The 23,314-nt window shown below is 64.8% G+C and carries 21 protein-coding genes; 15 read left to right on the top strand and 6 right to left on the bottom strand.

Annotation, left to right across the window (positions count from 1 at the left end; genetic code table 11):
* Nucleotides 1-262 precede the first annotated feature (262 nt).
* The 4 genes from KY465_RS15150 to KY465_RS15135 all read left to right on the top strand — a co-directional run bounded on the left by KY465_RS15150 (nt 263) and on the right by KY465_RS15135 (nt 4,272).
* Nucleotides 263-922 (top strand): haloacid dehalogenase type II, encoded by a 660-nt coding sequence (locus KY465_RS15150; RefSeq protein WP_219202925.1) that lies wholly within the window; start codon nt 263-265, stop codon nt 920-922.
* Nucleotides 923-1,068: 146 nt separating this feature from the next.
* Entirely contained in the window at nt 1,069-1,875 is an 807-nt protein-coding gene (gene otsB, locus KY465_RS15145; RefSeq protein ID WP_219202924.1) for a trehalose-phosphatase, read from the top strand.
* 1 nt (nt 1,876) lies between these two features.
* On the top strand, nt 1,877-3,301 hold the full coding sequence (locus KY465_RS15140; RefSeq protein WP_219202922.1) for an alpha,alpha-trehalose-phosphate synthase (UDP-forming): 1,425 nt from the start codon (nt 1,877-1,879) through the stop codon (nt 3,299-3,301).
* A gap of 224 nt (nt 3,302-3,525) precedes the next feature.
* Complete coding sequence (locus KY465_RS15135; protein ID WP_219202920.1) at nt 3,526-4,272, top strand: L,D-transpeptidase; 747 nt, start codon at nt 3,526-3,528, stop codon at nt 4,270-4,272.
* A gap of 69 nt (nt 4,273-4,341) precedes the next feature.
* Here KY465_RS15135 and KY465_RS15130 read toward each other — a convergent pair whose 3' ends face one another.
* Both KY465_RS15130 and KY465_RS15125 read right to left on the bottom strand, forming a co-directional pair.
* Entirely contained in the window at nt 4,342-4,683 is a 342-nt protein-coding gene (locus tag KY465_RS15130) for a RidA family protein (protein ID WP_219202918.1), read from the bottom strand.
* Between the two features lie 66 nt (nt 4,684-4,749).
* Complete coding sequence (locus tag KY465_RS15125) at nt 4,750-6,345, bottom strand: helicase HerA-like C-terminal domain-containing protein (protein ID WP_219202916.1); 1,596 nt, start codon at nt 6,343-6,345, stop codon at nt 4,750-4,752.
* Nucleotides 6,346-6,625: 280 nt separating this feature from the next.
* Between KY465_RS15125 and KY465_RS15120 the strand changes: the two genes are divergently transcribed.
* The 3 genes from KY465_RS15120 (at nt 6,626) to KY465_RS15110 (ending at nt 9,816) form a co-directional block, all read left to right on the top strand.
* Complete coding sequence (locus tag KY465_RS15120) at nt 6,626-6,994, top strand: DUF2267 domain-containing protein (RefSeq protein ID WP_219202915.1); 369 nt, start codon at nt 6,626-6,628, stop codon at nt 6,992-6,994.
* Nucleotides 6,995-7,085: 91 nt separating this feature from the next.
* Complete coding sequence (gene ampC, locus KY465_RS15115; RefSeq protein WP_219202912.1) at nt 7,086-8,240, top strand: class C beta-lactamase; 1,155 nt, start codon at nt 7,086-7,088, stop codon at nt 8,238-8,240.
* Nucleotides 8,241-8,421: 181 nt separating this feature from the next.
* Nucleotides 8,422-9,816 carry a TIGR03808 family TAT-translocated repetitive protein gene (locus KY465_RS15110; protein ID WP_428983040.1) on the top strand — a complete coding sequence of 465 codons (1,395 nt, stop codon included), beginning with the start codon at nt 8,422-8,424 and terminating at the stop codon, nt 9,814-9,816.
* A gap of 23 nt (nt 9,817-9,839) precedes the next feature.
* Here the strand turns inward: KY465_RS15110 and KY465_RS15105 are convergent, their stop codons facing one another.
* Together KY465_RS15105 and KY465_RS15100 are read right to left on the bottom strand one after the other, a co-directional pair.
* Nucleotides 9,840-10,319 (bottom strand): cupin domain-containing protein, encoded by a 480-nt coding sequence (locus tag KY465_RS15105; protein ID WP_219202909.1) that lies wholly within the window; start codon nt 10,317-10,319, stop codon nt 9,840-9,842.
* A 46-nt stretch (nt 10,320-10,365) separates the two neighbouring features.
* A complete protein-coding gene (locus KY465_RS15100; RefSeq protein WP_219202908.1) occupies nt 10,366-11,379 on the bottom strand; it encodes an asparaginase in 1,014 nt (337 codons plus the stop codon).
* A 130-nt stretch (nt 11,380-11,509) separates the two neighbouring features.
* On the opposite strand from KY465_RS15100, the gene KY465_RS15095 reads away from it, so the two are divergent.
* On the top strand, nt 11,510-12,361 hold the full coding sequence (locus KY465_RS15095) for an N-acetylmuramoyl-L-alanine amidase (RefSeq protein WP_219202906.1): 852 nt from the start codon (nt 11,510-11,512) through the stop codon (nt 12,359-12,361).
* Nucleotides 12,362-12,496: 135 nt separating this feature from the next.
* The gene (locus tag KY465_RS15090; protein ID WP_219202904.1) at nt 12,497-13,375 is read left to right on the top strand and encodes a DMT family transporter; all 879 of its coding nucleotides are present in this window, start codon (nt 12,497-12,499) and stop codon (nt 13,373-13,375) included.
* A gap of 4 nt (nt 13,376-13,379) precedes the next feature.
* On the opposite strand, the gene KY465_RS15085 is transcribed toward KY465_RS15090, so the two are convergent.
* Nucleotides 13,380-14,132, bottom strand: coding sequence for an SDR family NAD(P)-dependent oxidoreductase (locus KY465_RS15085; RefSeq protein WP_219202902.1), 753 nt, complete (start codon nt 14,130-14,132; stop codon nt 13,380-13,382).
* A complete protein-coding gene (locus KY465_RS15080; RefSeq protein ID WP_219202900.1) occupies nt 14,129-15,295 on the bottom strand; it encodes an acetyl-CoA acetyltransferase in 1,167 nt (388 codons plus the stop codon). The genes KY465_RS15085 and KY465_RS15080 overlap by 4 nt, the downstream gene beginning before the upstream one ends.
* Before the next feature lie 196 nt (nt 15,296-15,491).
* Between KY465_RS15080 and betI the strand changes: the two genes are divergently transcribed.
* From betI to KY465_RS15050, 6 genes are all read left to right on the top strand, one after another.
* The gene (gene betI, locus KY465_RS15075; RefSeq protein ID WP_219202898.1) at nt 15,492-16,088 is read left to right on the top strand and encodes a choline-binding transcriptional repressor BetI; all 597 of its coding nucleotides are present in this window, start codon (nt 15,492-15,494) and stop codon (nt 16,086-16,088) included.
* Nucleotides 16,088-17,629 carry a choline-sulfatase gene (gene betC, locus KY465_RS15070; RefSeq protein ID WP_219202896.1) on the top strand — a complete coding sequence of 514 codons (1,542 nt, stop codon included), beginning with the start codon at nt 16,088-16,090 and terminating at the stop codon, nt 17,627-17,629. The genes betI and betC overlap by 1 nt, the downstream gene beginning before the upstream one ends.
* A 59-nt stretch (nt 17,630-17,688) precedes the next feature.
* Nucleotides 17,689-19,152, top strand: coding sequence for a betaine-aldehyde dehydrogenase (gene betB, locus KY465_RS15065; protein WP_219203301.1), 1,464 nt, complete (start codon nt 17,689-17,691; stop codon nt 19,150-19,152).
* Between the two features lie 44 nt (nt 19,153-19,196).
* Nucleotides 19,197-20,867, top strand: a complete 1,671-nt coding sequence (gene betA / locus KY465_RS15060) for a choline dehydrogenase (RefSeq protein ID WP_219202895.1) — start codon at nt 19,197-19,199, stop codon at nt 20,865-20,867.
* 133 nt (nt 20,868-21,000) lie between these two features.
* Nucleotides 21,001-22,377, top strand: coding sequence for an O-antigen ligase family protein (locus KY465_RS15055; RefSeq protein WP_219202893.1), 1,377 nt, complete (start codon nt 21,001-21,003; stop codon nt 22,375-22,377).
* Between the two features lie 124 nt (nt 22,378-22,501).
* Nucleotides 22,502-23,311: a phosphoadenylyl-sulfate reductase gene (locus tag KY465_RS15050; RefSeq protein WP_219202892.1), complete on the top strand. Its 810-nt coding sequence runs from the start codon at nt 22,502-22,504 to the stop codon at nt 23,309-23,311.
* Nucleotides 23,312-23,314 lie beyond the last annotated feature (3 nt).

Here is a 23,314-nt window from a genome sequence, read left to right as displayed (position 1 = left end):
CGGTCCGCCCGCACGGCGTCAAGCTGAAAATCGCGTCGCTGGAAGGCGGGAGGCAGAGAACGCAGCATCCTTGCGTGAACGCACGTGCGGGCAAAACAATATGAGAGCGCTGGGGGAAAGCGGGGCACGCGGTGGCGGCCATTGCATGTTGGGCTGCCCACGGTTTACCCTTGCAAGCGGCGCTGCAGGGCAGCCACAGCCGCACGCGCCGCGCCATGTCCACCTGTCCGCCATGTCATGCCAGTCCGGGAAAGATCGCTTCATGCCTCACGCCGCATTCGTCTTTGATGCCTATGGCACACTGTTCGACGTGCATGCGGCCGTGCGCCGGCATGCCGAGGCCCTCGGCAGCGAGGGCCCTTTGCTGTCGGAAATCTGGCGGGCCAAGCAGCTGGAATATTCCTGGACGCGGGCCCTGATGGGCGCCTACCGGGATTTCTGGAGCCTGACGGAAGAGGCTCTCGACCATGCGTTCGAGCGGGTGCCGTCCGCCGATCGCAGCCTGCGATCGCAACTGCTCGAGGCGTATTGGAAGCTCGATTGCTACGCAGAAGTGCCGGCGGTGCTCGGCGCCCTGAAGAATTCCGGCGCCAAGATCGCCATTCTGTCGAACGGGTCTCCGGCGATGCTGGACTCGGCGGTGAAGAATGCCGCGCTCGATACGATCATCGACGATGTCTTCTCGGTCGATGCCTTGCAGACCTTCAAGACCGCGCAGTCCGTCTATGAACTGGTCACCACGCAATACCGGCTGTATGCCGAGGCGGTCTCCTTCCAGTCGTCCAATCGCTGGGATATCGCGGGAGCGACGCGGTTCGGTTTCCGCACTGTCTGGATCAATCGCGGCGGCATGCCGGACGAGTATCCGGATCTCAAACCCCAGCTGATACTGCCGGATTTGTCAGCCCTGACAGTGACTTGAAACCGCCGGCGACAGACCGGGGCGCGCGGGGTTAACTTGCAGTGCAGCATGTGCTATGCTGCAGCTGCTAAGTAAAATTGTAAATGTGATGGAACCTTCACGCTTCTGAGCAGTTCAGTCCGGTGTTGGAAGCGGGAGTCGGATGGATGGAACAGAGCGCCAGTTTTTACGAATTTGTCGGATTTCAAGCGCCACAGGTTCCCGAGCCCGCAGATCTCGCCGATCTTCGCATCAATGTCCTCAACACCGCCATCCTCCTCGACTTTGACGGCACGCTTGTCGACATCGCGGCGCGGCCGGACGCGATCCGCTACACGCCGGCCGATGGCCGCCTGCTCAGCAGCCTGATGCAGGGATTTCACGGTGCCGTCGCGGTCGTCACCGGCCGTGATCTCGCGGATATCAGCTATTATCTCGGCGGTTTTGCCGGCACGGTTTCCGGCGGCCATGGCGCGCAGATCCGCCGCGACGGCGAGATCGTCACGCAGGCCGAGTTCGACGCCGAGCGGCTTGAGCATATCAAGAATGCGGTGACCGAATTCGCGGTGATCGATCCGCGCGTCATCCTCGAGGAAAAGTCGACCGGGATGGTTCTGCACTTCCGTCAAAATCCCGAGGTGGAAAGCCTGGTGCGGACCTTCGCCGAGTGTCTTTTGTCGGGATGTGATGATTTCGAACTGCAGCCGGCGAAGATGGCCTTCGAGATCAAGCCGAAGAATATCTCGAAAGCAGCGGCGATCGAGCAGATCCTGCAGCAGCCGGAATTTGCCGGGCGGGTGCCGCTTTATGCGGGTGATGACACCACCGATGAGACGGCATTCGCCTGTGTCAACGACATGGGCGGGTTGTCGATAAAGATCGGCGCGGGCCCGACCTGCGCGCAATATCGGGCCGAAAGCCCGGCGGTGCTGAAACGGTGGCTGTCGGCCACGCTGTCAAAACGGAGAAACTAACGTGTCCAGACTGGTGATCATTTCCAACCGTGCGCCCTCCGTCGACGGAGCCAGCGATTCGGGCGGATTGGTGGTTGCCCTGAAGGATGCGCTGAGCAAGCGCGGCGGGCTGTGGATCGGCAGCGCACCGGCGGCCAGCGAGGACCCGTCGCAAAGCATCATCATGCATGAGCGCAGCGATTTCGACATCGGTCTGTTCGAACTCGAGCCGCAGTTGCAGCGCGATTTCTATCTCGGCTACTCGAATTCCGTTCTCTGGCCGGCCTTTCACGGGCGCCTTGACCTGATCGATGTGCAGCCGGACTACATCCGCGCCTATCGCGAGGTGTCCAAGCGCGTCGCCCGCATGGTCGCCAAGGTGATCGGCGATGATGACGTCATCTGGATTCACGACTACCAGCTGATCCCGCTGGCGCATGAATTGAAGAAGGCGGGACTGACCAACCGCATCGGCTTTTTCCTGCACATCCCGCTGCCGGATCTGCAGACCTTCCGGGCCATTCCGGAATGGAAGGACATCGCCGGGTGGCTGGCGTCCTACGATGTCATCGGCTTTCAGGCGAAACGCGATGTCGCGCATCTGATCGACATCTTCCGGCACACGCTGAACGGTGAGTTGCGCTTCAACGGCAACATGTCCATCGATGGCAAGGAAATTTCGCTGGGCTGTTTCCCGATCTCGATCGACGTGCAGGGTTTTGCCGCCATGGCGGCTGAAACGTCACGCAAGGTCGAACCGCCGGCGTTGCCGCGGCTGATCGGTGTCGATCGCCTCGATTACTCCAAGGGACTGCCGCAGCGGCTGGCCGGCTACGAGCATTTTCTCGAAAGCAATCCGGGCTATCACTGCAAGGTGTCGCTGTTGCAGATCGCGCCGCCAAGCCGTGATGACGTTGAAGCCTACAAGGAGATCCGGGCGGAACTGGAAGCAATCACCGGCCGCATCAATGGCCGCTTCGGTACCGTGGACTGGGTGCCGCTGCACTACATCCACCGCTCCCTGCCGCGCAATGAACTCGCGGCGCTCTACCGATATTCGCGCCTGGCGCTGGTGACGCCGTTGTTTGACGGCATGAACCTCGTTGCCAAGGAGTATGTGGCGGCGCAGGACAGTGCCGATCCCGGGGTGCTGCTGTTGTCCCAGTTTGCCGGCGCCGCCGAGGAGATGAAGGAAGCCCTGATCATCAATCCGCATGATCCGCAGGGACTTGCAAAGGCTATCCGGCGCGGTCTGGAAATGCCGCTTGAGGAACGACGCGAGCGTCATGAGGCCCTGTACAAGCGGTTGGCGGACAACGATGTCTCAAAGTGGAGCGAGACATTCATCAAGCAGCTGGAACTGCCGGTGAGCACTCCGGCGCCAGAGGCGATGCCGATAAACCTCGATCGCCGGGCAAGGCCGCTGATGCAGCCGCAGCACCGCTAGCGCGCCGTCGTGCGAGCCAAGCCTCGGAACCATCCCGACAATTTCGAGTTGTTGATCGGAGAAGATGGCAAGAAGGGGATCTCACCGGGGCAGAAATGCGGCGTTCTCACATCAAAGTGACTTCTGCCACCGCGCTGTGACTGGATTGTCACGTACCTGCCGTGGGAAAACCACATTCGACCTCCTATCCACTCTGCAAGATCAATCCGCTCAGGGGCCTTTACATGCATGACCAGAATACCGGAACGCAAAGGGCGTTCGGACTTTCACGACGTTCCCTCCTGCGTTTCGGCGTCGGCGGCGCGGCCGCCGGGCTGATGGCCGGTTGCGCGGCTCCGCAATCCACGGTCACGTTCCGTCAGCAGACGGACCCGGCTTTCCGCTCGCCGCAATCCCCTTCAGCCGGTCTGACGCGGCGCTCGGCATTCTACGACGAGATCTATGGCGCCAAGCCGGATGAATTGTTTCCGCTGCCGGCGATTCCCTATTGGGAGATCGATCCCATCTATCTGCGCCAGGAAGTCGCCGATCCGACGGGCGAGCGGCCCGGCTCGATCGTCGTCGACACCAGCCAGCGCTTTCTCTACCTCGTGCGCGAGAACGGCCGTGCCATGCGCTATGGCGTCGGGATCGGCCGCCAGGGCTTTTCCTGGTCGGGCCGCGCCATCGTGCAGTGGAAGAAGAAGTGGCCGACCTGGACACCGCCGGCGGAGATGATCGCCCGCGAACCGGAGCTCGAGAAGTATTCGGCCGATAACGGCGGCATGCAGCCGGGGCTCGACAATCCGCTTGGCGCCCGCGCCCTTTACATCTTCCAGGGCGGCGAGGACACGCTGTATCGCCTGCATGGCAGCCCGGAATACCAGTCGATCGGCAAGGCCGTTTCCTCAGGATGCGTGCGGCTGATCAACCAGGATGTCTGCGATCTGTATGATCGCGTTCCCGCCAAGACCCCGATCCTGGTGCGCTGAGCAACAAAGGGGCGGCCGAGGGGCCGCCCTGACTGATCACCGCCTGGTGCGGCGGCATTCGCCGCAACTCTAATCGCAAGCGGCTGTGATGATGATCTCGACGCCGAGCTGCGGGCGGGCCAGCTTCGCCTCACCGCAGGCGCGGGCCGGGGCATGACCTTCCGGCACCCATTCGTCCCACACGGCGTTCATCTCGGCGAAATCGGACATGTCCGCCAGCCAGATGATCGCCTGCAGGATGCGGTCGCGCGACGAACCGCCCTTCTCGAGGAGTGCATCGACGCGCGACAGGCAGTCGCGGGTCTGCTCGGTGATCGTATCGCCGGCGCCGACCTGGCCGCACAGATAGAGCGTTCCATTGTGCCGGACAATCTTGCTCATGCGCGCCGATGTCTCAAGTCTTTCAATCATTTGCAGTCTTTCCTGAATGTTTGTATGGGCGCTTGTAGGCACCGTGTCTGCGGCGGCGTTGCGACCCTAGAAGCCCTTTTTCAGGGAGCCGAGAATGCCGCGCACCAGCGCCCGGCTGATGGTCGTCGCGGCCGTGCGCGCCGCAGACTTGATGACCGCCTCGGTGACGGTCTGGCGGTTGCTTGAGCGGCGCCGGCTGCTCTTGCGGCGCGTTGTAGATTTGCGGCGTCCGCTGCGTTCGCGCTCATCATCATCGTCATCGCCGCCAAAGCCGGGCAGCGTCCAGCGGCGCGACTCGTCGATCTCGCGATCCTCTTCCTCCTCGGCGCGGCGCTGTTCCTCCTCCTCTTTCGCAGCCTGCTCGGCGCGTTCTGTGAGAATTTCATGGGCGCTCTCACGGTCGATGTCCTCGTCATACTGGTCGGCCACCGGGCTGACGGCCATCACCTTCTGGCGCTCCGGATCGGTCAACGGGCCAAGGCGCGAGGATGGCGGGCGCACCAAAGTGCGCTCGACGATGGAGGGCACCCCCTTGCTTTCGAGGGTCGAGACCAGCGCCTCGCCGACGCCGAGCTGGGTGATCGTCTCGAAGCTGTCGAAATCGGGATTGGGGCGGAAGGTCTCGGCGGCAACCTTGACGGCCTTTTGTTCGCGCGGGGTGTAGGCGCGCAGCGCGTGCTGCACCCGGTTGCCGAGCTGCGAGAGCACCGAATCGGGCACGTCGAGCGGGTTCTGGGTGACGAAGAAGACGCCGACGCCCTTCGAGCGGATCAGCCGCACCACCTGCTCGACACGATCAAGCAGGATGCGCGGCGCGGAATCGAACAGCAGATGCGCCTCGTCGAAAAAGAACACCAGGCGCGGCTTGTCCGGATCGCCAACCTCGGGCAGCTGCTCGAACAGTTCCGACAGCAGCCACAGCAGGAATGTGGCGTACAGGCGGGGGTTCATCATCAGCTTGTCGGCGGCCAGCACGGAAATGGCACCCCGGCCATCATTGGTGGTGCGCATGATGTCGGAGATTTTCAGCGCCGGCTCGCCGAAGAAATTCTCGGCGCCCTGCTGCTCGAGCACCAGCAGATCGCGCTGGATGGCGGCGACGGACTGTTTCGAAATGTTGCCATAGACACGCGAGAGCTCGTCGGAATGCTCCGACATGTAGGTGAGCATCGAGCGCAGATCTTTCAGATCGAGCAGCGGCAGACCGCCCTCGTCGGCGATCTTGAAGGCAATGTTGACGACGCCTTCCTGCGCGTCGGTGGCGTCCATCAGCCGCGACAGCAGCAACGGCCCCATCTCGCTGATCGTGGTGCGCACGCGGTGCCCCTTTTCGCCGAAAAGGTCCCAGAAAATGACCGGAAACTCCTGCAGATCATAGGGATCGAGGCCGATGGTCGCGGCGCGCTTTTCAAGAAAATCCTTGCGCTCTCCGATCGCCGCGATGCCCGACAGATCGCCTTTCACATCGGCGCAGAACACCGGCACGCCGGCATTGGAAAAGCCTTCGGCGAGAATCTGCAGGGTGACCGTCTTGCCGGTGCCGGTGGCGCCGGTGACGAGACCGTGACGATTGGCGTATTTCAGATCGAGATATTCACCCTTGTTGACCGTGTCATCGGGCTTGCGGCTGGTGCCGATGTAGATCTTGCCGTCTTTGAGCATGTTGTATTCCGTTTCCCCTGTGCCACCCCCGGCCCTGTGTGCCCGGGGCGCTGCGATGCAACGCGTGGCCATCGGCCCCCGCATGACTTATAGGTAAATCGAAGAGGGCGAACAATGGCCTGATCGCCGTCATGCTGTGGGTTGGCCGCTTCGGCGCACTGCGCTCGGCAGCCGAACCCGGAGCACAGGCAGAGCAGGCGGAGCGGCAATCTTCGCTTGAAACTCGACCTTACCTTGCGTACTGATCAGGTAAGAATTTGCCAATGCAAAGGAGATCCCCATGGAAGAACTTATCAAGCGCATCGAGGCCGCTGTCGGAATCGATGCGGAAACGGCGCAGAAGGCTGTCGGCGCCATCCTGAATTTCCTCAAGTCGGAAGGGCCGGATGACAAGGTGCAGGAAATGCTTGCCGCCCTGCCCGGCGCCGATGTGTTCATGGAAATGGCTGCCGGAGAAGGCGGCGGCATGGGCAGCCTGATGGGCGGCGGCGTGATGGGCCTCGGCTCGAAGCTGATGGGCATGGGGCTCGACATGGGCCAGATCTCCTCGGTGGCCAAGGAAACCGTCGGTTTCGCGCGTGAAAAGGGTGCGGGCGGCGCGGTCGACGATATCGTCAACTCGATCCCCGGCCTCAGCCAGTTCGTCTGAGCGCACGCCGCGTGTGAACCCGTGATCCACCCGGCGTCTCGGCGCCGGGTTTTTTGTTTTATTGGGGCCGTAAACCGTGTTGAAGGCAAAGATGAAGAGGTGGGCTCTTGCAGCGGCCGCGCTGCTCTCGTTTACCACCCTGCTTTCGGCGCAAGATCTGACAGACGAGCAGGTCGTCGGCATGGCGCGCGAGAGCTTCGCACCGGTGATCGCCCAATATGACATTCCGGGATTGGTTGTCGGCATCACCTTACGCGGCGAACAGCACTTCTATGCGACCGGATTGGCCGTGCGAGACGGCAAGGTCGCGGCATCGCCGGAGACCATCTTCGAGCTTGGGTCGATCAGCAAGATCTTCAACGCAACCCTTGCGGCACTGGCCGAACAACGCGGCCACATCGATCTGGAAGCCCCTGTCTCGGACCGTCTGCCAAAGCTGAAAGGCTCTGCCTTGGGCGGCATCAAGCTCGGTGATCTCGCCACACACGTCACAGGTGGTCTGCCGCTGCAGGTTCCGGGCGGGATCAGGGATGTGCCCGCACTGATCGACTGGCTGGCCGACTGGCGACCGCCGCAACCCGGAACGCGCAGCTATTCGAATGTCAGCATCGGCCTGCTGGGTTACATCACGGCGGAGGCCCTGGGCATGCCCTATGCGCAGGCTGCAGAAGAGATCCTGTTTCCGGCGTTAAGCCTGACCAGCACCTTCGTGAATGTGCCGGAGTCGGCCATGCACCGCTACGCCTATGGCTATCATCGCGAGTCCGACGCGCCGATCCGGGTGAACCCGGGTGTGCTGGCGGACGAGGCTTACGGCGTCAAATCCACCGCCCGCGACATGCTGCGCCTGCTCGACCTCGAACTCGGCCGTGGCGATGCCGACCCGGCGCTCGCTGCTGCCCTCAAACGCACGCGCGAGGGCCGGGCGGAGACGGCCCATTACACGCAGGCCATGATTTGGGAGCAATATCCGTGGCCCGCAGACAGGACCGTGATCGAAGCCGGCAACGGCTATGACTTCATCCTGTCACCGCAGCCGGTCACGGCGATTGCGTCTCCCTTGCCGCCGCAGCAGAACGTCATTCTGAACAAGACCGGGGCCACCAGGGGTTTCGGCGCATATGTGGCGTTGTTGCCCAGTCAGGACCTTGGTGTCATTGTCCTCGCCAACCGGAACTATCCCAATGAGGCGCGTGTGCGCGCCACATACAATCTGATCGAGGAGCTTCTGGCGGCACAAGATTAGCGGCCTGGGACGAGGTCGACCAACACGGTTTGTGGACACCCTTTGTGTCTCAGCCCGGAACGATGCGGTCGCTGCCGGCCCCTCGCCCGCCCGCTCGGGCGCGATCTGTGCCGGAATGACACAGTTTCCGCTGGCACGTTTCCTGCTTGGTAACGCTATGACCCGGACGCCTGCGCCCTCTTTGCCGACCCGTCGCCGCCTTCTGACCGGAGTGTCGGGCCTTGCCGGTCTGGCCGGCCTTGCCGTCATGTCCACCGGCCTGGTGCGGGCGGCCTCCGCCGAGCCAACCCTCCTGGCACAGGCGGATCTGCGCGGCGGGCATGATGGCGATCTTGCCGGACTGCTGCCCGATGTCGTCGATGATCAGAGCCGCCGCCTGCAACAGGCGATCGATGACGCGGCGCGCGAGGGCCGGATTTTGCGATTGCCGGCGGGCGATTATTATTTCTCCAATCTGACGCTGCCCGATGGGGCGCGGCTCGCCGGTGTGCCGGGAGCCACCCGCCTGATCTATACGGGGCGCGGGCACGGGCTGCTTGCCGAGGGCGGGGAGCGGGTCGCGCTTGATGGCCTGGTGATCGACGGCGCCAATCAGCGGCTCGGCGAGCATGTGCGCGGACTGGTGCAGTTGCGCAATGTCGGAAACCTCACGCTGCGGGACGTGCAGATCGCCGGTTCGGCGAAATATGGCCTGGCACTCGAAGGGTGCGGCGGAACGGTCGAGCAGTGCGACTTGTCCGGCGCGGCGGAGGCGGGCCTTTATGCCGTCGAGAGTCGGACCCTGACGATCCGCGACAACCATGTGCATGATTGCGGCAATGGCGGCATTCTGGTGCACCGCTGGAGCAAGGGCTTTGACGGGACGCTGATCAGCGGCAACCGGATCGCGCGGATCGCGGCGACGAACGGCGGCACCGGGCCGTTCGGCAATGGAATCAATCTGTTCCGGGCCGGCGGCGTGATCATCAATGGCAACCATGTCAGCGATTGCGCTTTTTCGGCGATTCGCGCCAATTCGGCGGACAATTGCCAGATCATCGGCAACCAGGCGCTCCATTCGGGCGAGACGGCGATCTACAGCGAATTCGAGTTCAGCGGGGCGGTGATTGCCAACAATCTGATCGATGGCGGCACGATGGGCATCTCGGTGGCCAATTTCGATCGCGGCGGGCGGCTGTCGGTGATTTCGGGCAATCTCGTCCGCAACCTTTCCACGAGCGGCCCCTATGTGCCGAAGAATTCCGGCTTCGGCATCGGCATCGCCGTCGAAGCCGATGCCAGCGTGTCCGGCAACACGATCGAGGGGGCGCCGAAATGGGGCGTCATGGCCGGCTGGGGCCCGTATCTGCGCGATGTGGCGCTGACCGGCAACATGATTCGGCATTGCGGCGCCGGCATCGCGGTCAGCGTGGTCGAGGGCGCCGGAGCGACGCTGGTGCAAGGCAACATCTTTTCGCACACACCGCAGGGCGCCGTCATCGGCACGCGCTGGAACGAGACCGTCACCGGTGACCTGGCGCGCCAGGGAGCCGAGGCTTTTGCGCATCTGACCGTGCGCAACAATGTCGCCGGATAGAAACGCCGGCCGGCGGCCTGCCGTCAGTAGGGTGTGCCATCCTTGCGGGTGAAGATCCAGGCGCCGTCGCTGCCGAGCGCGGCGACGAGATCGTCCTTCGGGTACTCGCCGCTGTCGCCGGGCCGGCGGTCGCCGATCTCGAGAATGACCGCCGGACGATCGCTGCGGTTGACGATATGATGGGCCAGCCCGCCGGCCTTGAAGCCGCTGCACATCCCCGGTTGCAGGTCGATCTCGCCGGTGTCGGTGACCAGGGTCGGCGCGCCCTCCAGCACATAGACGAACTCATCCTGGCGCGAATGGCGGTGCAACAGCGCCGTCTCGGCGCCGGGTTCGAGCCGTGTCAGATTGACCCCGAAATTCGTCAGGCCGAACAGGTCGCCAAGCGGGTGCTTGTGGCGGCCGGCCATGCGGCTGGCAAAGGGTTCGGGATAGTTGGAGGGCTTTTGCCGCGCCGGCGCGTCGGCGGCCCGGATGGCCAGCGGTTTCTCAGCCTCACTCATTGCGGGTCTCCGTTTTGCGCGCCGACAACCCTGCAGCTCAGCCCGATCAACCGGCGCGCAGTTCGTCGGCCGGGCGTTCCTCGCCGACAATGGTGCCGTTCCAGTTTTTCAATGTGCGCTGAGCGAGCTTATCGAGCTTTGCCGCAAGGTCCCGGTCGGCGGCATCAAACAGGCGCGCCAGCGTTGCGGCAACCATGATCTCGGCGGCGCGGGTGGCGCCATCGTCGGCTTTCAGGGCGATGCCGAGACCGAGCTCGGGAATGGCGGCGCAGTAGACGCCCTCGGCGCCGGTCTTGGCATAAATACGCCCGGGGGCCAATTGCATCAGAGTGGTGCACATGCGCCGGGTGCCGGCAACGAAAAACGGCTCGGCCATCGAAGCCTCGATCAGCGTTCGGGCGGCGCGGGCGCGTTCGGCTGCAAGGCCGGTTCCGGTGGCCAGGCGGGCATAGGTATGAGCGAGCCGGTCAAGCGGCACCGCATAGGTGGGAATGTTGCAGCCATCGGTGCCGCAGACATCATGGCCGAGCGGCGTCGAAGTCAGTTCGGCCATGGCATCGCGGATGTGCTGCTGCACGGGATGATCATAATCGACATAGCCGGCATGCGCGATGCCGGAATGGCAGGCAAAGCAGAGAAAGCCGGCATGCTTGCCGGAACAATTGTTGAGCAGCGGCGTCGGATGCGCGTGCGCCCTTGCCTGGGCGCGCATCACACGCGGCTCAAGGCTCCAGTGGGACCCGCATCCCAGCGCCGCCTCATCCAGCCCGGCTTTGGCGAGCATGGCGGCGGCCAGTTCGGCGTGCTCGGGTTCGCCGGAATGCGAGGCGCAGGACAGGGCCAGTTCGCGCTGGCCGAACCCATAGGCCTCGGCGGCGCCGCTCTCGACCAGCGGCAGGGCCTGCAGCACCTTGATCGCCGATCGCGGAAAGACCGGTTCATCGACCGCGCCGAGCGCGAGGACAGTGGCGCCGTCGGCATCGAAAACCACAACGCGGCCCGTATGGCGGCTTTCCACCAGATCACCACGGGTGATTTCGACCAGAACCGGGTTGTGCATGCTCTTCTCCGGCGATTGCGGGCAGCGTGGCGCGGTGTGGCGCCCGGAAGTCGCAGCAGCCAGTTCATCCACTCCATCAGCGATGCCCCTATGCTGATGCAGGTTCCTTCTAGCGCGGGAGATGAAACGGATGCAAATCGAAAACAATCGCCTCGTCGGCGCCGACAACCAGCCGGTGCGCTTCGTCGCCGCTGCCCATTCCGGCAGCGCCATCGTGCCGCGCTATATCGTCATGCATTATACCGCCGGGGGTGCTGCCGCCGGAACGGTGCGCTATTTCGCCTCTCCCGGCGCGCGCGCCTCGGCGCATTTCGTCGTCAGCCGACAGGGGGCGATCGTGCAGCAGGTGGCCTGCGACCGCGCCGCCTGGCATGCCGGACGCAGCCGGTGGCGCGGCATCGACGGGCTGAATGCCCATTCGATCGGGGTGGAACTGGCCAATTGGGGTCTGTTGCAGCGCGGACCGGACGGCTTTGTCAGCCATGCGGGCGTCGCCGTCGATCGCGGCCGCGTGGCGATTGCCGCGCACCGCAACGGACCGGCGGAGGCGCTCGCCTGGGAGCGCTTCGCGCCGGTGCAGGTCGAAGCGGCGGCTGAGCTGGTGGCGGCGCTGATGGCGCGCTACGGGCTCGGCGAGGAAGCGATCATCGGCCATGACGACATCGCGCCGGGACGGAAGATCGATCCCGGCCCGGCTTTCGACATGCGCGCCTTCCGCGGGCTTGCGGCGGGACGCGGCACATCCTCGCCGCCAGATTGCCCGGCAGATAAGGACTCCTATCGGCAGGTGCGGGCGGCCAATGGTCTTAATCTGCGCAGCGGCCCCGGCCTGCAGCACCCGGTGATCGGCCTGCTTTCTCAAGGCAGCCTCGTGCGGGTGGTGTCGGAGGCGGCGCCATGGGCCTTTGTCACACGCGTGAAGGAGGGCTGCGACGGCGTCAGCGGCTTTGCACATTCGGCCTGGCTGACCGCTCCGGCGTGAGGCCGAAAAACCCGCCGATGGCAGCGCGGCTTGCATCCAGCGCGGCGACAGATATCATCGCGCCGCCGCGTCTTGATGCATCCTGCCCGTGACCACCCCCCGGCACCCGCAGGCGGCCGATCCTGTGGAGTGCGAATGTTCCGTATTGCGTTGTTTGCCGTGCTCGGTCCGATGTTGTGGGGCACCACCTACGCCGTCTTCACGGAATTTCTGCCGACCACGCATCCGTTCTTCACCGGGGTCATCCGGGCGCTGCCGGCCGGGCTGTTGCTCTTGGCGCTGAACCCGGTGATTCCGAAACCCGGGGTGCTGATGCGCTATGCGGTGCTGGCCGTCTTCAACATTGCGGTGTTCTTTTCCATGCTGTTCGTGGCCGCCGGGCGCGTGCCGGGCGGGCTGGCGGCGACGCTGGGCGCTGTGCAGCCGCTGGTGGTTGTCGGCCTGGTGGCGCTGATCGGGCGGCATGCGCCGCACCCGGTGCAGGTGGCGGCGGGCATTGCCGGGGTGGCGGGCGTCGGGCTGATGGTGTTTTCACCCTCGGCAACGCTGGACATGATCGGCGTCATGGCGGCGCTGGGCGGCGCCGTGTCGATGGGGGTCGGGACCGTGCTGATCGACCGCTGGGGCCGCGCCGGCAAGCCGCTGGAGATGGTGACCTGGCAGATGATCTTCGGCGGGCTGATCCTGGCGCCGGTTGCGTGGCTGAAGGAGGGTTTGCCGCCGGCCCCTGACCTGATGGCCGTGGCGGGCTATGGCTGGCTGATCTTTTTCGGCACGGCCTTCGGCTATTACGCGTGGAACCGCGGCGTGACGAAACTCGGGCCGAGCGCCGCCTATCTGGCGCTGGCCAGTCCGGTGACGGCGACCCTGATCGGCACGCTGGTGATGGATGAGCGCTTCGGTCTGGCGCAATGGGCCGGCATTCTGCTGGTGCTCGGCGCCATCATCACCGGCGTCAGCGTGCGCCGGCGCAGGCTGGCAGCGATCGAGACGGTGCCGACCGGCGCCGCCTGACGGCTCACAGATCCTGCAGCAGCCCGGCCGAGGCAAAGCCGCCATCGACCGAAAGCACGTGGCCATTGATATAGCCGGCTTCGTCCGACAGAAGGAACAGAATGGCGCCGGCCACATCATCCGGCGTGCCGCCACGGCGCATCGGCGTGCGCGCCAGCCAGCGGCGATACTCATCGTTATCGCTGTGGCCCGCATCGGCGGCGCCGATGATGCCGGGCGCAACGGCATTGACGCGCACACCGGAGGCGCCCCACTCATTGGCGAGAACCTGGGTCATCAGCACGACGCCGGCTTTCGACGCGCCATAGGCAACATGGCCGTGATTGGCCCTCAGGCCCGAGGCGGCGGCCAGGGTGACGATCGCCAGGTCTTCGCCCATGCGGTCAAGCACGGCACGGCAGACGATGAAGGTGCCGGTGAGATTGATATCGATGATCTGGCGAAACAGCTCGACCGAGGTCTTCTCGGCGGTAGCGCGCGCCGGGATCGCCGCCGCACAGACCAGCCCGGTGATCGGCCCGAGGGTGTCGGCAGCCTGGTCGAGGCAATCGGCGACTTCATCCTCGTCGGAGACATCGCAGGACAGCGCCAGCAGATCCTCTCCCTCATGACGGTCTTCCAGCGCGGCAAGACCGTTGCCGTCGGCATCAAGCACGGTGACGGCCGCGCCTTCGTCGAGCAGGGCTGCGACAGTGGCCGCGCCAATGCCCGCAGCGCCGCCGGTGACGACGACGTGACCGTCGACCGTGCCGGTCACCTGATGCGTTCCAGGATCGAGACGTAATTGGCCACCGCGGCACCGCCCATGTTGAAGATGCCGGCCAGCTCGGCACCGGGCACCTGGATGCCGCCGGCCTCGCCAGTCAGCTGCATGGCGCACAGGGCGTGCATGGAGACGCCGGTGGCGCCGATCGGATGCCCCTTGGCCTTCAGCCCGCCGGACGGGTTGACCGGCAGCCGGGCGTCGCGCGCCGTCTCGCCCGACAGGGCGACATCGGCGCCCTGCCCCGGCTTGGCCAGGCCCATCGCCTCATATTCGATCAGTTCGGCGATGGTGAAACAGTCATGCGTCTCGACCAGCGAGAGATCATCGAGCGTCGTGCCGGAGCGGGCGAAGGCGCGTTGCCAGCCCTCGCGGCACCCGTCAAAGGCGAGAATGTCGCGCTTGCTCATCGGCAGGAAGTCCTGAACGTGTTCGGCGGCGCGGAACAGGATGGCGCGCGGCGCCTGCATCGCCGTCTCGGTGTCGGCGAGAACGACGGCGGCGGCGCCATCGGAGACCAGCGAGCAGTCGGTGCGCTTCAAGGGGCCGGCGACAAAGGGATTCTTTTCACTCTCGGTGCGGCAGAAATCGTAGCCGAGATCCTTGCGCATCTGGGCATAGGGATTGTCGACGCCGTTCTTGTGATTCTTGGCGGCGATCGCTGCCAGGGCATCGGACTTGTCGCCGTAGCGCTGGAAATAGGCATCGGCGATCTGTCCGAAAACGCCGGCGAAACCGGCTGGCGTGTCGCCATCCTCGGGCAGGTAGGAGGCTTTCAACAGGTTCTTGCCGATCTCCGGGCCGGGGGTCGTGGTCATCTGCTCGACGCCGACGACGAGGACGCGGCGCGCCGCACCGGCACGAATGGCCTTGATGCCTTGGTGAACGGCTGCCGAGCCGGTGGCGCAGGCATTTTCAACGCGTGTCGTCGGCTTGAAACGGAAGCCGTCATCGGCCTGCAGAACGAGGCTGGCGGTGAAATCCTGCAGCGAGAAGCCGGCGTTGAAATGGCCGAGATAGATCTCGTCGATGTCCCCGGCGGAAAGGCCGGCATGCTCGAGCGCCTCGCGGGCGACGCGCACGATCAGGCTTTCGACGGTCTCGTCCGAGTGTTTTCCAAAGGGCGTGTGGGCCCAACCGATGATACTCGCTGTCATGAAGAACTCCTTTTGCCGTCCATGTTGGGCAATTCCGCCGCGTTGTAAAGTGCGCAGCCTCGGCTACCGGCCCTGCGCGGCGAGCGAGGCAAGTTTCGGCCTGATTCTTCCTTATTTCAGGCGAGAAAGTCGCGCTGCCGACATTGTTGATTGATCAGTCAATCAAGTCTATATTGACGAGCAAAGGAGCCGCGCCGTGGCCGGAAGCACTGTCGAAATCGCACGCCGCAAGGCGCTGACCGGGGCCGTCATCACGACGGTCGGGCGGCGCGGCTCGCTCGATGTCACCATGGCCGAGATTGCCGCCGAGGCAGGCGTGTCACCGGCTCTGGCGCATCATTATTTCGGATCGAAGCAGATGCTGGTGGCGGCGGCGGTGCGATCGATGCTGGCCGAACTCAAGGCGGATGCGGTGGCGGCGCTGCAGAAAGCGGCAACGCCGCGCGAGCGGCTGTCGGCGATCCTGACCGTCAGCTTCTCCGACAAGCAGTTTTCGCGGCAGACGGTGGCGGCCTGGCTGGCCTTTTATGTCGAGGCGCAGCGTTCGTCACCCTTGAGCCGGCTCTTGAAACTGTACGGCCGGCGACTGCATTCCAACCTGATGAGCGGACTCGCCCCGCTAACCGGCCGCACCGAAGCGCAGCGCATCGCCGAGGCGGCGGCGGCGATGATCGACGGGCTGTATATCCGCAAGGCGCTCGGCACGGCCGGCCGGCACACCGACCCGGTGGCGCTGATCGAAGAGCAGGTCTCCAGCCAGATCGCGGCGATCCGGCAGCGGCAGGCGGCATGATGGCTCAGACAACCGCATCCCGGCAGCCCAATATCCTGATCCTCATGGTCGATCAGCTGAACGGCACCCTGTTCCCCGATGGGCCGGCCGACTTTCTGCATGCGCCGCATCTGAAAGCGCTGGCGGCGCGCTCCTTTAGGTTTGCGCAAAACTACACTGCCTCGCCGCTGTGCGCGCCGGGCCGCGCCTCGTTCATGACCGGCCAGTTGCCGCGCCGGACGCGGGTCTATGACAATGCCGCCGAGTTTGCCTCCGATATTCCGACCTTTGCGCATCATCTGCGGCGCGCCGGGTATCGCACCGCCCTGTCGGGCAAGATGCATTTTGTCGGCCCGGACCAGTTGCACGGTTTCGAGGAGCGGCTGACGACCGACATCTATCCGGCGGATTTCGGCTGGACGCCCGATTATCGCCGCCCGAACGAACGGATCGACTGGTGGTACCACAATCTCGGCTCGGTCACCGGCGCCGGCGTGGCGGAAACCTCGAACCAGATGGAATATGATGACGAGGTGGCGTTCTTCGCCACCCAGAAGCTGCACCAGCTGGCGCGCGACAGTGACGATCCGGAACGGCGGCCGTGGCTGCTGACCGTCTCATTCACGCATCCCCACGATCCCTATGTGGCGCGGCGGCAGTTCTTCGATCTTTACCAGGGCATTCGCGAACTCGATCCGCAGGTGGCGGCAATCCCCTATGACGAGATGGATCCGCATTCGCAGCGGCTGTACAAGGCCAATGATGCGGCGCAATTTGACATCAGCGCCGACGACGTGCGCCGCTCGCGCCAGGCCTATTTCGGCAACATCTCCTATCTGGATGACAAGATCGGCGGCCTTCTGGCGACCCTTGCCGCCACCCGCATGCAGGACGACACGATCGTGGTCTTTGCCTCAGACCATGGCGACATGCTGGGCGAGCGCGGCCTGTGGTTCAAGATGAGTTTTTTCGAAGGCTCGGCGCGGGTGCCGCTGATGATCGCCGTGCCCGGCCGCCCCGGCGGGCGGATCGACGCACCGGTGTCCAATCTCGATGTGGCGCCGACGCTGGGCGATCTGGCCGGTGTTGCGATGGACGAGATCGCGCCGTGGACGGATGGCGAAAGCCTCGTGCCGCTGATCGAAGGCGGCAGCCGCTCGGCGCCGGTGGCGATGGAGTACGCGGCGGAGGGCTCGGCGGCGCCGCTCGTCGCGCTGCGCGAGGGCCGCTACAAGTTCGTCCATTGCGAACTCGATCCGCCGCAACTGTTCGATCTTGAAAGCGATCCGAACGAACTCAGCAACCTCGCCGGGATGGCCGAGCATGCGCAGCGCGTCGAGACGTTCATGACGCAAATTGCGGCGCGCTGGGACATGGCTGCCTTCGACGCCGAGGTGCGCGCCAGCCAGGCGCGGCGGCATGTCGTCTACCCGGCGCTGCGCAACGGCGCCTATTTTCCGTGGGACTTCCAGCCGCTGCAGAAGGCCTCCGAGCGCTATATGCGCAACCATATGGATCTCAATGTCCTTGAAGAGGAAAAGCGGTTCCCGCGCGGCGAATAGGCCCGCCACCTGCCGCCCTTCCCCTAGCCATGAAAGTCCGATCTGCCATGAATTCCAAATTGCAAGCGCAGCCGCGCGCCTCCCACCACATCAATGGCCAGTTCCACGAAACCCCCGACGGCGCGCCGCTTGACGTGTCCTATCCGGCCACCGGCGACATCATTGCCCGCCTGCATGCGGCGACGCCGGAACTGGTCGACAGGGTGGTGGCCGAGGCGCGAGCGGCGCAAAAAGGCTGGGCGAGACTGACCGGAAGCGAACGCGGCCGGGTGCTGCGCCGCGCCGCCGATCTGATCCGCGCCCGCAATGCCGAGATCTCGCGCATCGAGACTCTCGATACCGGCAAGGCGCTGCAGGAAACGCTGGTGGCGGATGCGGCGTCGGCGGCCGACTGTCTCGAATATTTCGGTGGCATCGCCGCCGCCATCACCGGCGAGACAGTCAATCTCGGCGATGATTTCGTCTATACGCGGCGCGAACCTCTTGGCGTGTGTGCCGGCATCGGCGCCTGGAACTATCCGATGCAGATCGCCGCCTGGAAAGCCGCGCCGGCACTGGCGGCGGGCAATGCGTTCATCTTCAAGCCCTCGGAAATGACACCACTGACGGCCCTGATTCTCGCTGAAATCCTTTGCGAAGCCGGGCTGCCGAATGGGGTCTTCAACGTCATCCAGGGTTTTGGCGATATCGGCGCCGCTCTCGCCGCGCATCCGGGCATCGACAAGATCTCGCTGACCGGCTCGGTGCCGACCGGCTCCAAGGTGATGGGCGCAGCGGCAACCACCCTGAAGGACGTGACGATGGAACTTGGCGGCAAGTCGCCGCTGATCGTCTTTGCCGACGCCGATCTCGAAGACGCCATCGGCGGCGCGATGCTCGGCAATTTCTACTCGACCGGGCAGATCTGCTCGAACGGCACGCGGGTGTTCGTCGAAAAGCCGGTTTACGAACGCTTTGTCGAGCGTTTGCAGACCCGCACGGAAAAAATCCGCATCGGCGATCCGCTCGACCCGGACACACAGATGGGGCCGCTGATCTCGATGGCCCAGCGTGACAAGGTGCTCGACTACATCGCCAGCGGCCAGCGTGAAGGCGCGCGGCTGATCACCGGCGGCACGCCGCTGGAGCTGCAGGGCTTTGCCGGGGGTGCGTTCATCGCGCCGACCGTTTTTGCCGATGTCACCGACGACATGACCATCGCCCGCGAGGAGATTTTCGGTCCGGTGATGGCGGTGCTGCCGTTCGCGGAGGAAAGCGAAGTGATCGATCGTGCCAATGCCACGCCCTACGGGCTGGCGGCCGGCGTGTTCACCCGCGATCTGGCGCGGGCGCACAGGGTCATTGCGGCGCTCGATGCCGGCACCACCTGGATCAACACCTACAATCTGACACCGGTGGAAGCGCCCTTCGGCGGCGTCAAGCGCTCGGGTATCGGCCGCGAGAATTCGATGGCAGCGATCAATCACTACACGCGGCTGAAGAGCGTCTATGTCGCCAGCGGCCCGGTCGACAGCCCCTATTGAGCGCGGCTTGCGCGCCCTCCCACCAACGCATGAACGGAGACATCATGGAGGCTGATTTCGTTATCGTCGGCGCCGGATCGGCCGGGTCGGCCCTGGCCGCGCGGCTCAGCGAGGATGGCCGCAATTCGGTGATCGTCATCGAATATGGCGGCACCGACATGGGTCCCTTCATCCGCATGCCGGCAGCATTGTCCTATCCGATGAACATGAGCCTGTATGACTGGCGCTACGAGAGCGAACCGGAGCCGCAGCTCAACAACCGGCGGCTGGCGGCGCCGCGCGGCAAGGTGATCGGCGGCTCGTCCTCGATCAACGGCATGGTGTTCGTGCGCGGCCATGCCGCCGATTTCGATCACTGGCAGGAGAGCGGCGCGCGCGGATGGGCCTTTGCCGATGTGCTGCCCTACTTCAAACGCATGGAAACGGCGCACCGGCGCGGCGGCGGCGTCGACCGGCGCTGGCGCGGGAGCGAGGGTCCGGTGCATGTGCAGCGCGGCCGGCTCGACAACCCGCTGTTCTCCGCCTTCATCGAGGCCGGTCGTCAGGCCGGCTTCGGCACCACCGATGATTACAATGGATGGCGCCAGGAGGGGTTCGGCGCTTCCGAGCAGTCGATTCACCGGGGCCGGCGCTGGTCGGCGGCCGACGCCTATCTCACGCCCGCCCTGAAGCGCAACAATGTCAGCCTTCTCAAAGGCTTTGCGACTCGCATTGTCATCGAGAATCAACGCGCCACGGCGGTCGAGGTCGAGGCGCATGGCAAGCTGCAGAGGGTTGGCGCGCGCCGCGAGGTGATCCTCGCCGCCTCGGCCTTCAACTCGCCGAAGCTTCTGATGATGTCGGGGATCGGCCCGGCGGCGCATCTTGCCGAGCACGGCATCGAGGTGGTCGCCGACCGGCCCGGTGTCGGCAGCAATCTGCAGGACCATCTTGAAGTGTATATCCAGCAGGAATGCATCGAGCCGATCACGCTGAACGGACATCTCAACCTTGTCTCCAAGGCGATGATCGGCGCGCAATGGCTGTTCCTGCGTCAGGGTCTCGGCACCTCGAACCAGTTCGAGGCCGGCGGCTTCGTGCGCTCGCGCGCCGGGGTGCGCTATCCGGACATCCAGTTTCATTTTCTGCCCGGCGCCATTCGCTATGACGGCAAGGCGGCGGCTGAAGGGCACGGTTTCCAGGCGCATGTCGGGCCGATGCGTTCGGCAGCGCGCGGCACGGTGCGGCTGAAGTCGCGCGAGCCCCGGCGGGCGCCGGAAATCCGCTTCAACTACATGAGCGGCGAGAATGACTGGCGCGACTTTCGCCATTGCGTGCGGCTGACCCGCGAAATCTTCGCTCAGCCGGCCTTCGACCGCTGGCGCGGCGCCGAAATCGCACCGGGCGCCGGGGTTGAAAGCGACGCGGAGATCGACGCCTTCCTGCGCGAGCATACGGAAAGCGCCTATCATCCCTGCGGCACCTGCAAGATGGGGGCGCCGGACGACCCGATGGCTGTCGTCGACAGCGACACGCGGGTGATCGGCGTTGCCGGATTGCGGGTGGCCGATTCCTCGATCTTCCCGCGCATCACCAATGGCAATCTGAATGCGCCGTCGATCATGACCGGCGAGAAGGCCGCCGACCATATACTGGGTCGCTCCCTGCCCCGCGCCGAAGACCTCGAGCCGTGGATCAACCCCGACTGGCAGAGCACGGACCGGCTGAAGCGCTGAGCCGCCAGTGACATGGTTAACGCCGCGTTAACCCGGTTGTTTCATTGTGGCCCGGCGGATTCTCTGCCACCGGGATGGGCCACGCAATGCCGTCCCGTGGCGCAATGGCGGCCAGGTTCTCATGGGACAGCATTTGACATATCCGGGCGCCCGGGCTCGTCCCGACATTCTGGCCAATTACCGGATCAGGCGCGCCGACATGATCTCGCCGCCGCTGATGCGGCTTGTGGCCCTGACCCTGTCGATCGCCGGGCTGGCGCTGATTCTCATCTCGCTCCGGCCATTCGTTGCCATCAGCATGAGCGGGGACATCAGTTCGGACGGCGACCCGCTGAAGCAGGTGGGGTTCATGGCGGCCGGTGCCATCAGCCTGGCCGGTCTCCTGACGCTTGCCAGTCCGCGCGTCCTGCGCAGCCTCTTTTCGCCGAGCCTTTTGGCGCTGGCGGCCGTCATCGGTTTTTCGGTCCTGCGGGCGCCGGACATGATGGAGACCGCACGATCGCTGGGGCTGACGGTGATCGGCATGATGATCACCTTCACGGTGGTGGCCCTGCCACGCGGCGAGCGCGACCTGCGGCTGGTGCTGGCCAGCGTGTCGCTTCTCGTTCTCGCAATCTCCTATGCCGGCGTTGCCTTGCTGCCGCATCTGGCGGTGCATGGCTATGACGCTTACGAGCCGCAGCATGCCGGGCTCTGGCGCGGGCTGTTCTCGCACAAGAACATTGCCGGCCCGGTGATCTCGGTGATCGCCATTTTCGGCATCTATCTGTTTCGCTCGGGCCTGCGTCTGATCGGTGCCATCACATTCATCGCCGCTTATTATTTCGTCATCCAGACCGGGTCGAAAACCACCAGCGGGTTTCTGCCGCTGGCCGTCTTCATCGTCGCCATGGGAACATTGACCGGACGCGCCTGGGTCGCCATCGCGCTGCATCTGATCGCGTTCACCGGGGCGCTGGTGCTCACACTCGGGTCGGCTTTCAACGCACGCATCTTTGCGCTGGCGCACTCGGTGCTGGGCGATGGCACGTTTACGGGACGCACGAGCCTGTGGGAGTTCAACCTGTCGATGATTCCGCAGCGGCTGTGGTTCGGCTACGGCTACGACGATTTCTGGCTGACCAGCACGGTGCGCGGTCTCGACAAGCCGTTCTGGGCGGCGTGGGACTACCGCTTCATCGTCCACGGCCACCAGAACTATCTCGACGCCATCAACAATCTCGGCGTGATCGGCGGCGGCATCGTCATCTTCGTCCTGTTCATCACCCCCCTGTACAACTACGCCAAGGCGCGGCGCATCGCCGGCAACCAGAAACTGGCCGACATGTTCGCGACGATCATCATCTTCCTGTCGCTGATGGGGCTGCTCGAGACCTTTTTCCTGCGGCGGATCGACCCGATCTGGGCCATGCAATCGCTGGCCATTTTCGGATTGCATCTCGCGGCCCGCTTTGCCTTCAATCCGCGCCCGGCCGGAGCCGGGGCGAGCGGCGGCGCAACCGCACGGTGAGATTTTCCTGCCACGGGCGTGAAGCATAGAAAGGCTGCCTGCCTGCGGCGGTGCAAACAGATCGTCATTCCTCGCGAAGCCGCGCCCTGAACGGCATGATCCGGACTTCGTCAGGAGACCGACCATGCCGCTTGCCTCATCGATCGCACAAAATGCCCCTTCGCTCACGCCGACGGCGCAATCCGATGCCGCCAGCCCGCAGGCAGGCCAGGCAGAGGCAGCCCGGCTGGCCGCAACTCTTGCAGCGCTGCCGCTTGAGGCGCGCCTGGTGCAGGCCGGCGCCCTCGGGCGCGCCGTGTTCACCACCAGCCTTGGCCTTGAAGACCAGGTCCTGACCGCGGCCATCGCGCGCAGCGGCGCAGAGATCGACATCGTGACGCTGCAGACCGGACGGCTGTTTGACGAAACCCTGATGCTGATTGGCGAAACGCAGTCGCGCTACGGCGTGGAGATCACGCAGGTCGAGCCGCAGGTGGACGAGGTTTCCGGCTATGTCGCGGAGTACGGGCTGAACGGCTTTTATGACAGCGTCGCGGCGCGTCATGCCTGTTGCGATATCCGCAAGATGCGGCCACTGGCTCGGGTCCTTTCAGGCGCCGATGTGTGGGTGACCGGCATCCGCCGTGGCCAGTCGCACAACCGGGCGCAGACGCCGCTGGCCGAATACGACCCGGTGCGCGAATTGATCAAGATCAACCCGCTTGCCGATGTCCCGCTGGAGCGCCTCGAACGCATGGTCACGGAGGAGACCATTCCGGTCAATCCGTTGCACCGGCGCGGCTATCCCTCGATCGGCTGCGCGCCCTGCACGCGCGCCATCAAGCCGGGCGAGCCGGAACGCGCCGGCCGCTGGTGGTGGGAAAATGACGAGAAACGCGAATGCGGCCTGCATGTCGGGCCCGCCGCCACACCAACACGGACCGAGAAGGCCTGAACG

The sequence above is a fragment of the Neohoeflea coraliihabitans genome (assembly GCF_019334345.1).
GTDB lineage: Bacteria > Pseudomonadota > Alphaproteobacteria > Rhizobiales > Rhizobiaceae > Pseudohoeflea > Pseudohoeflea coraliihabitans.
This window is presented reverse-complemented; position numbering and strand designations above follow the sequence as displayed.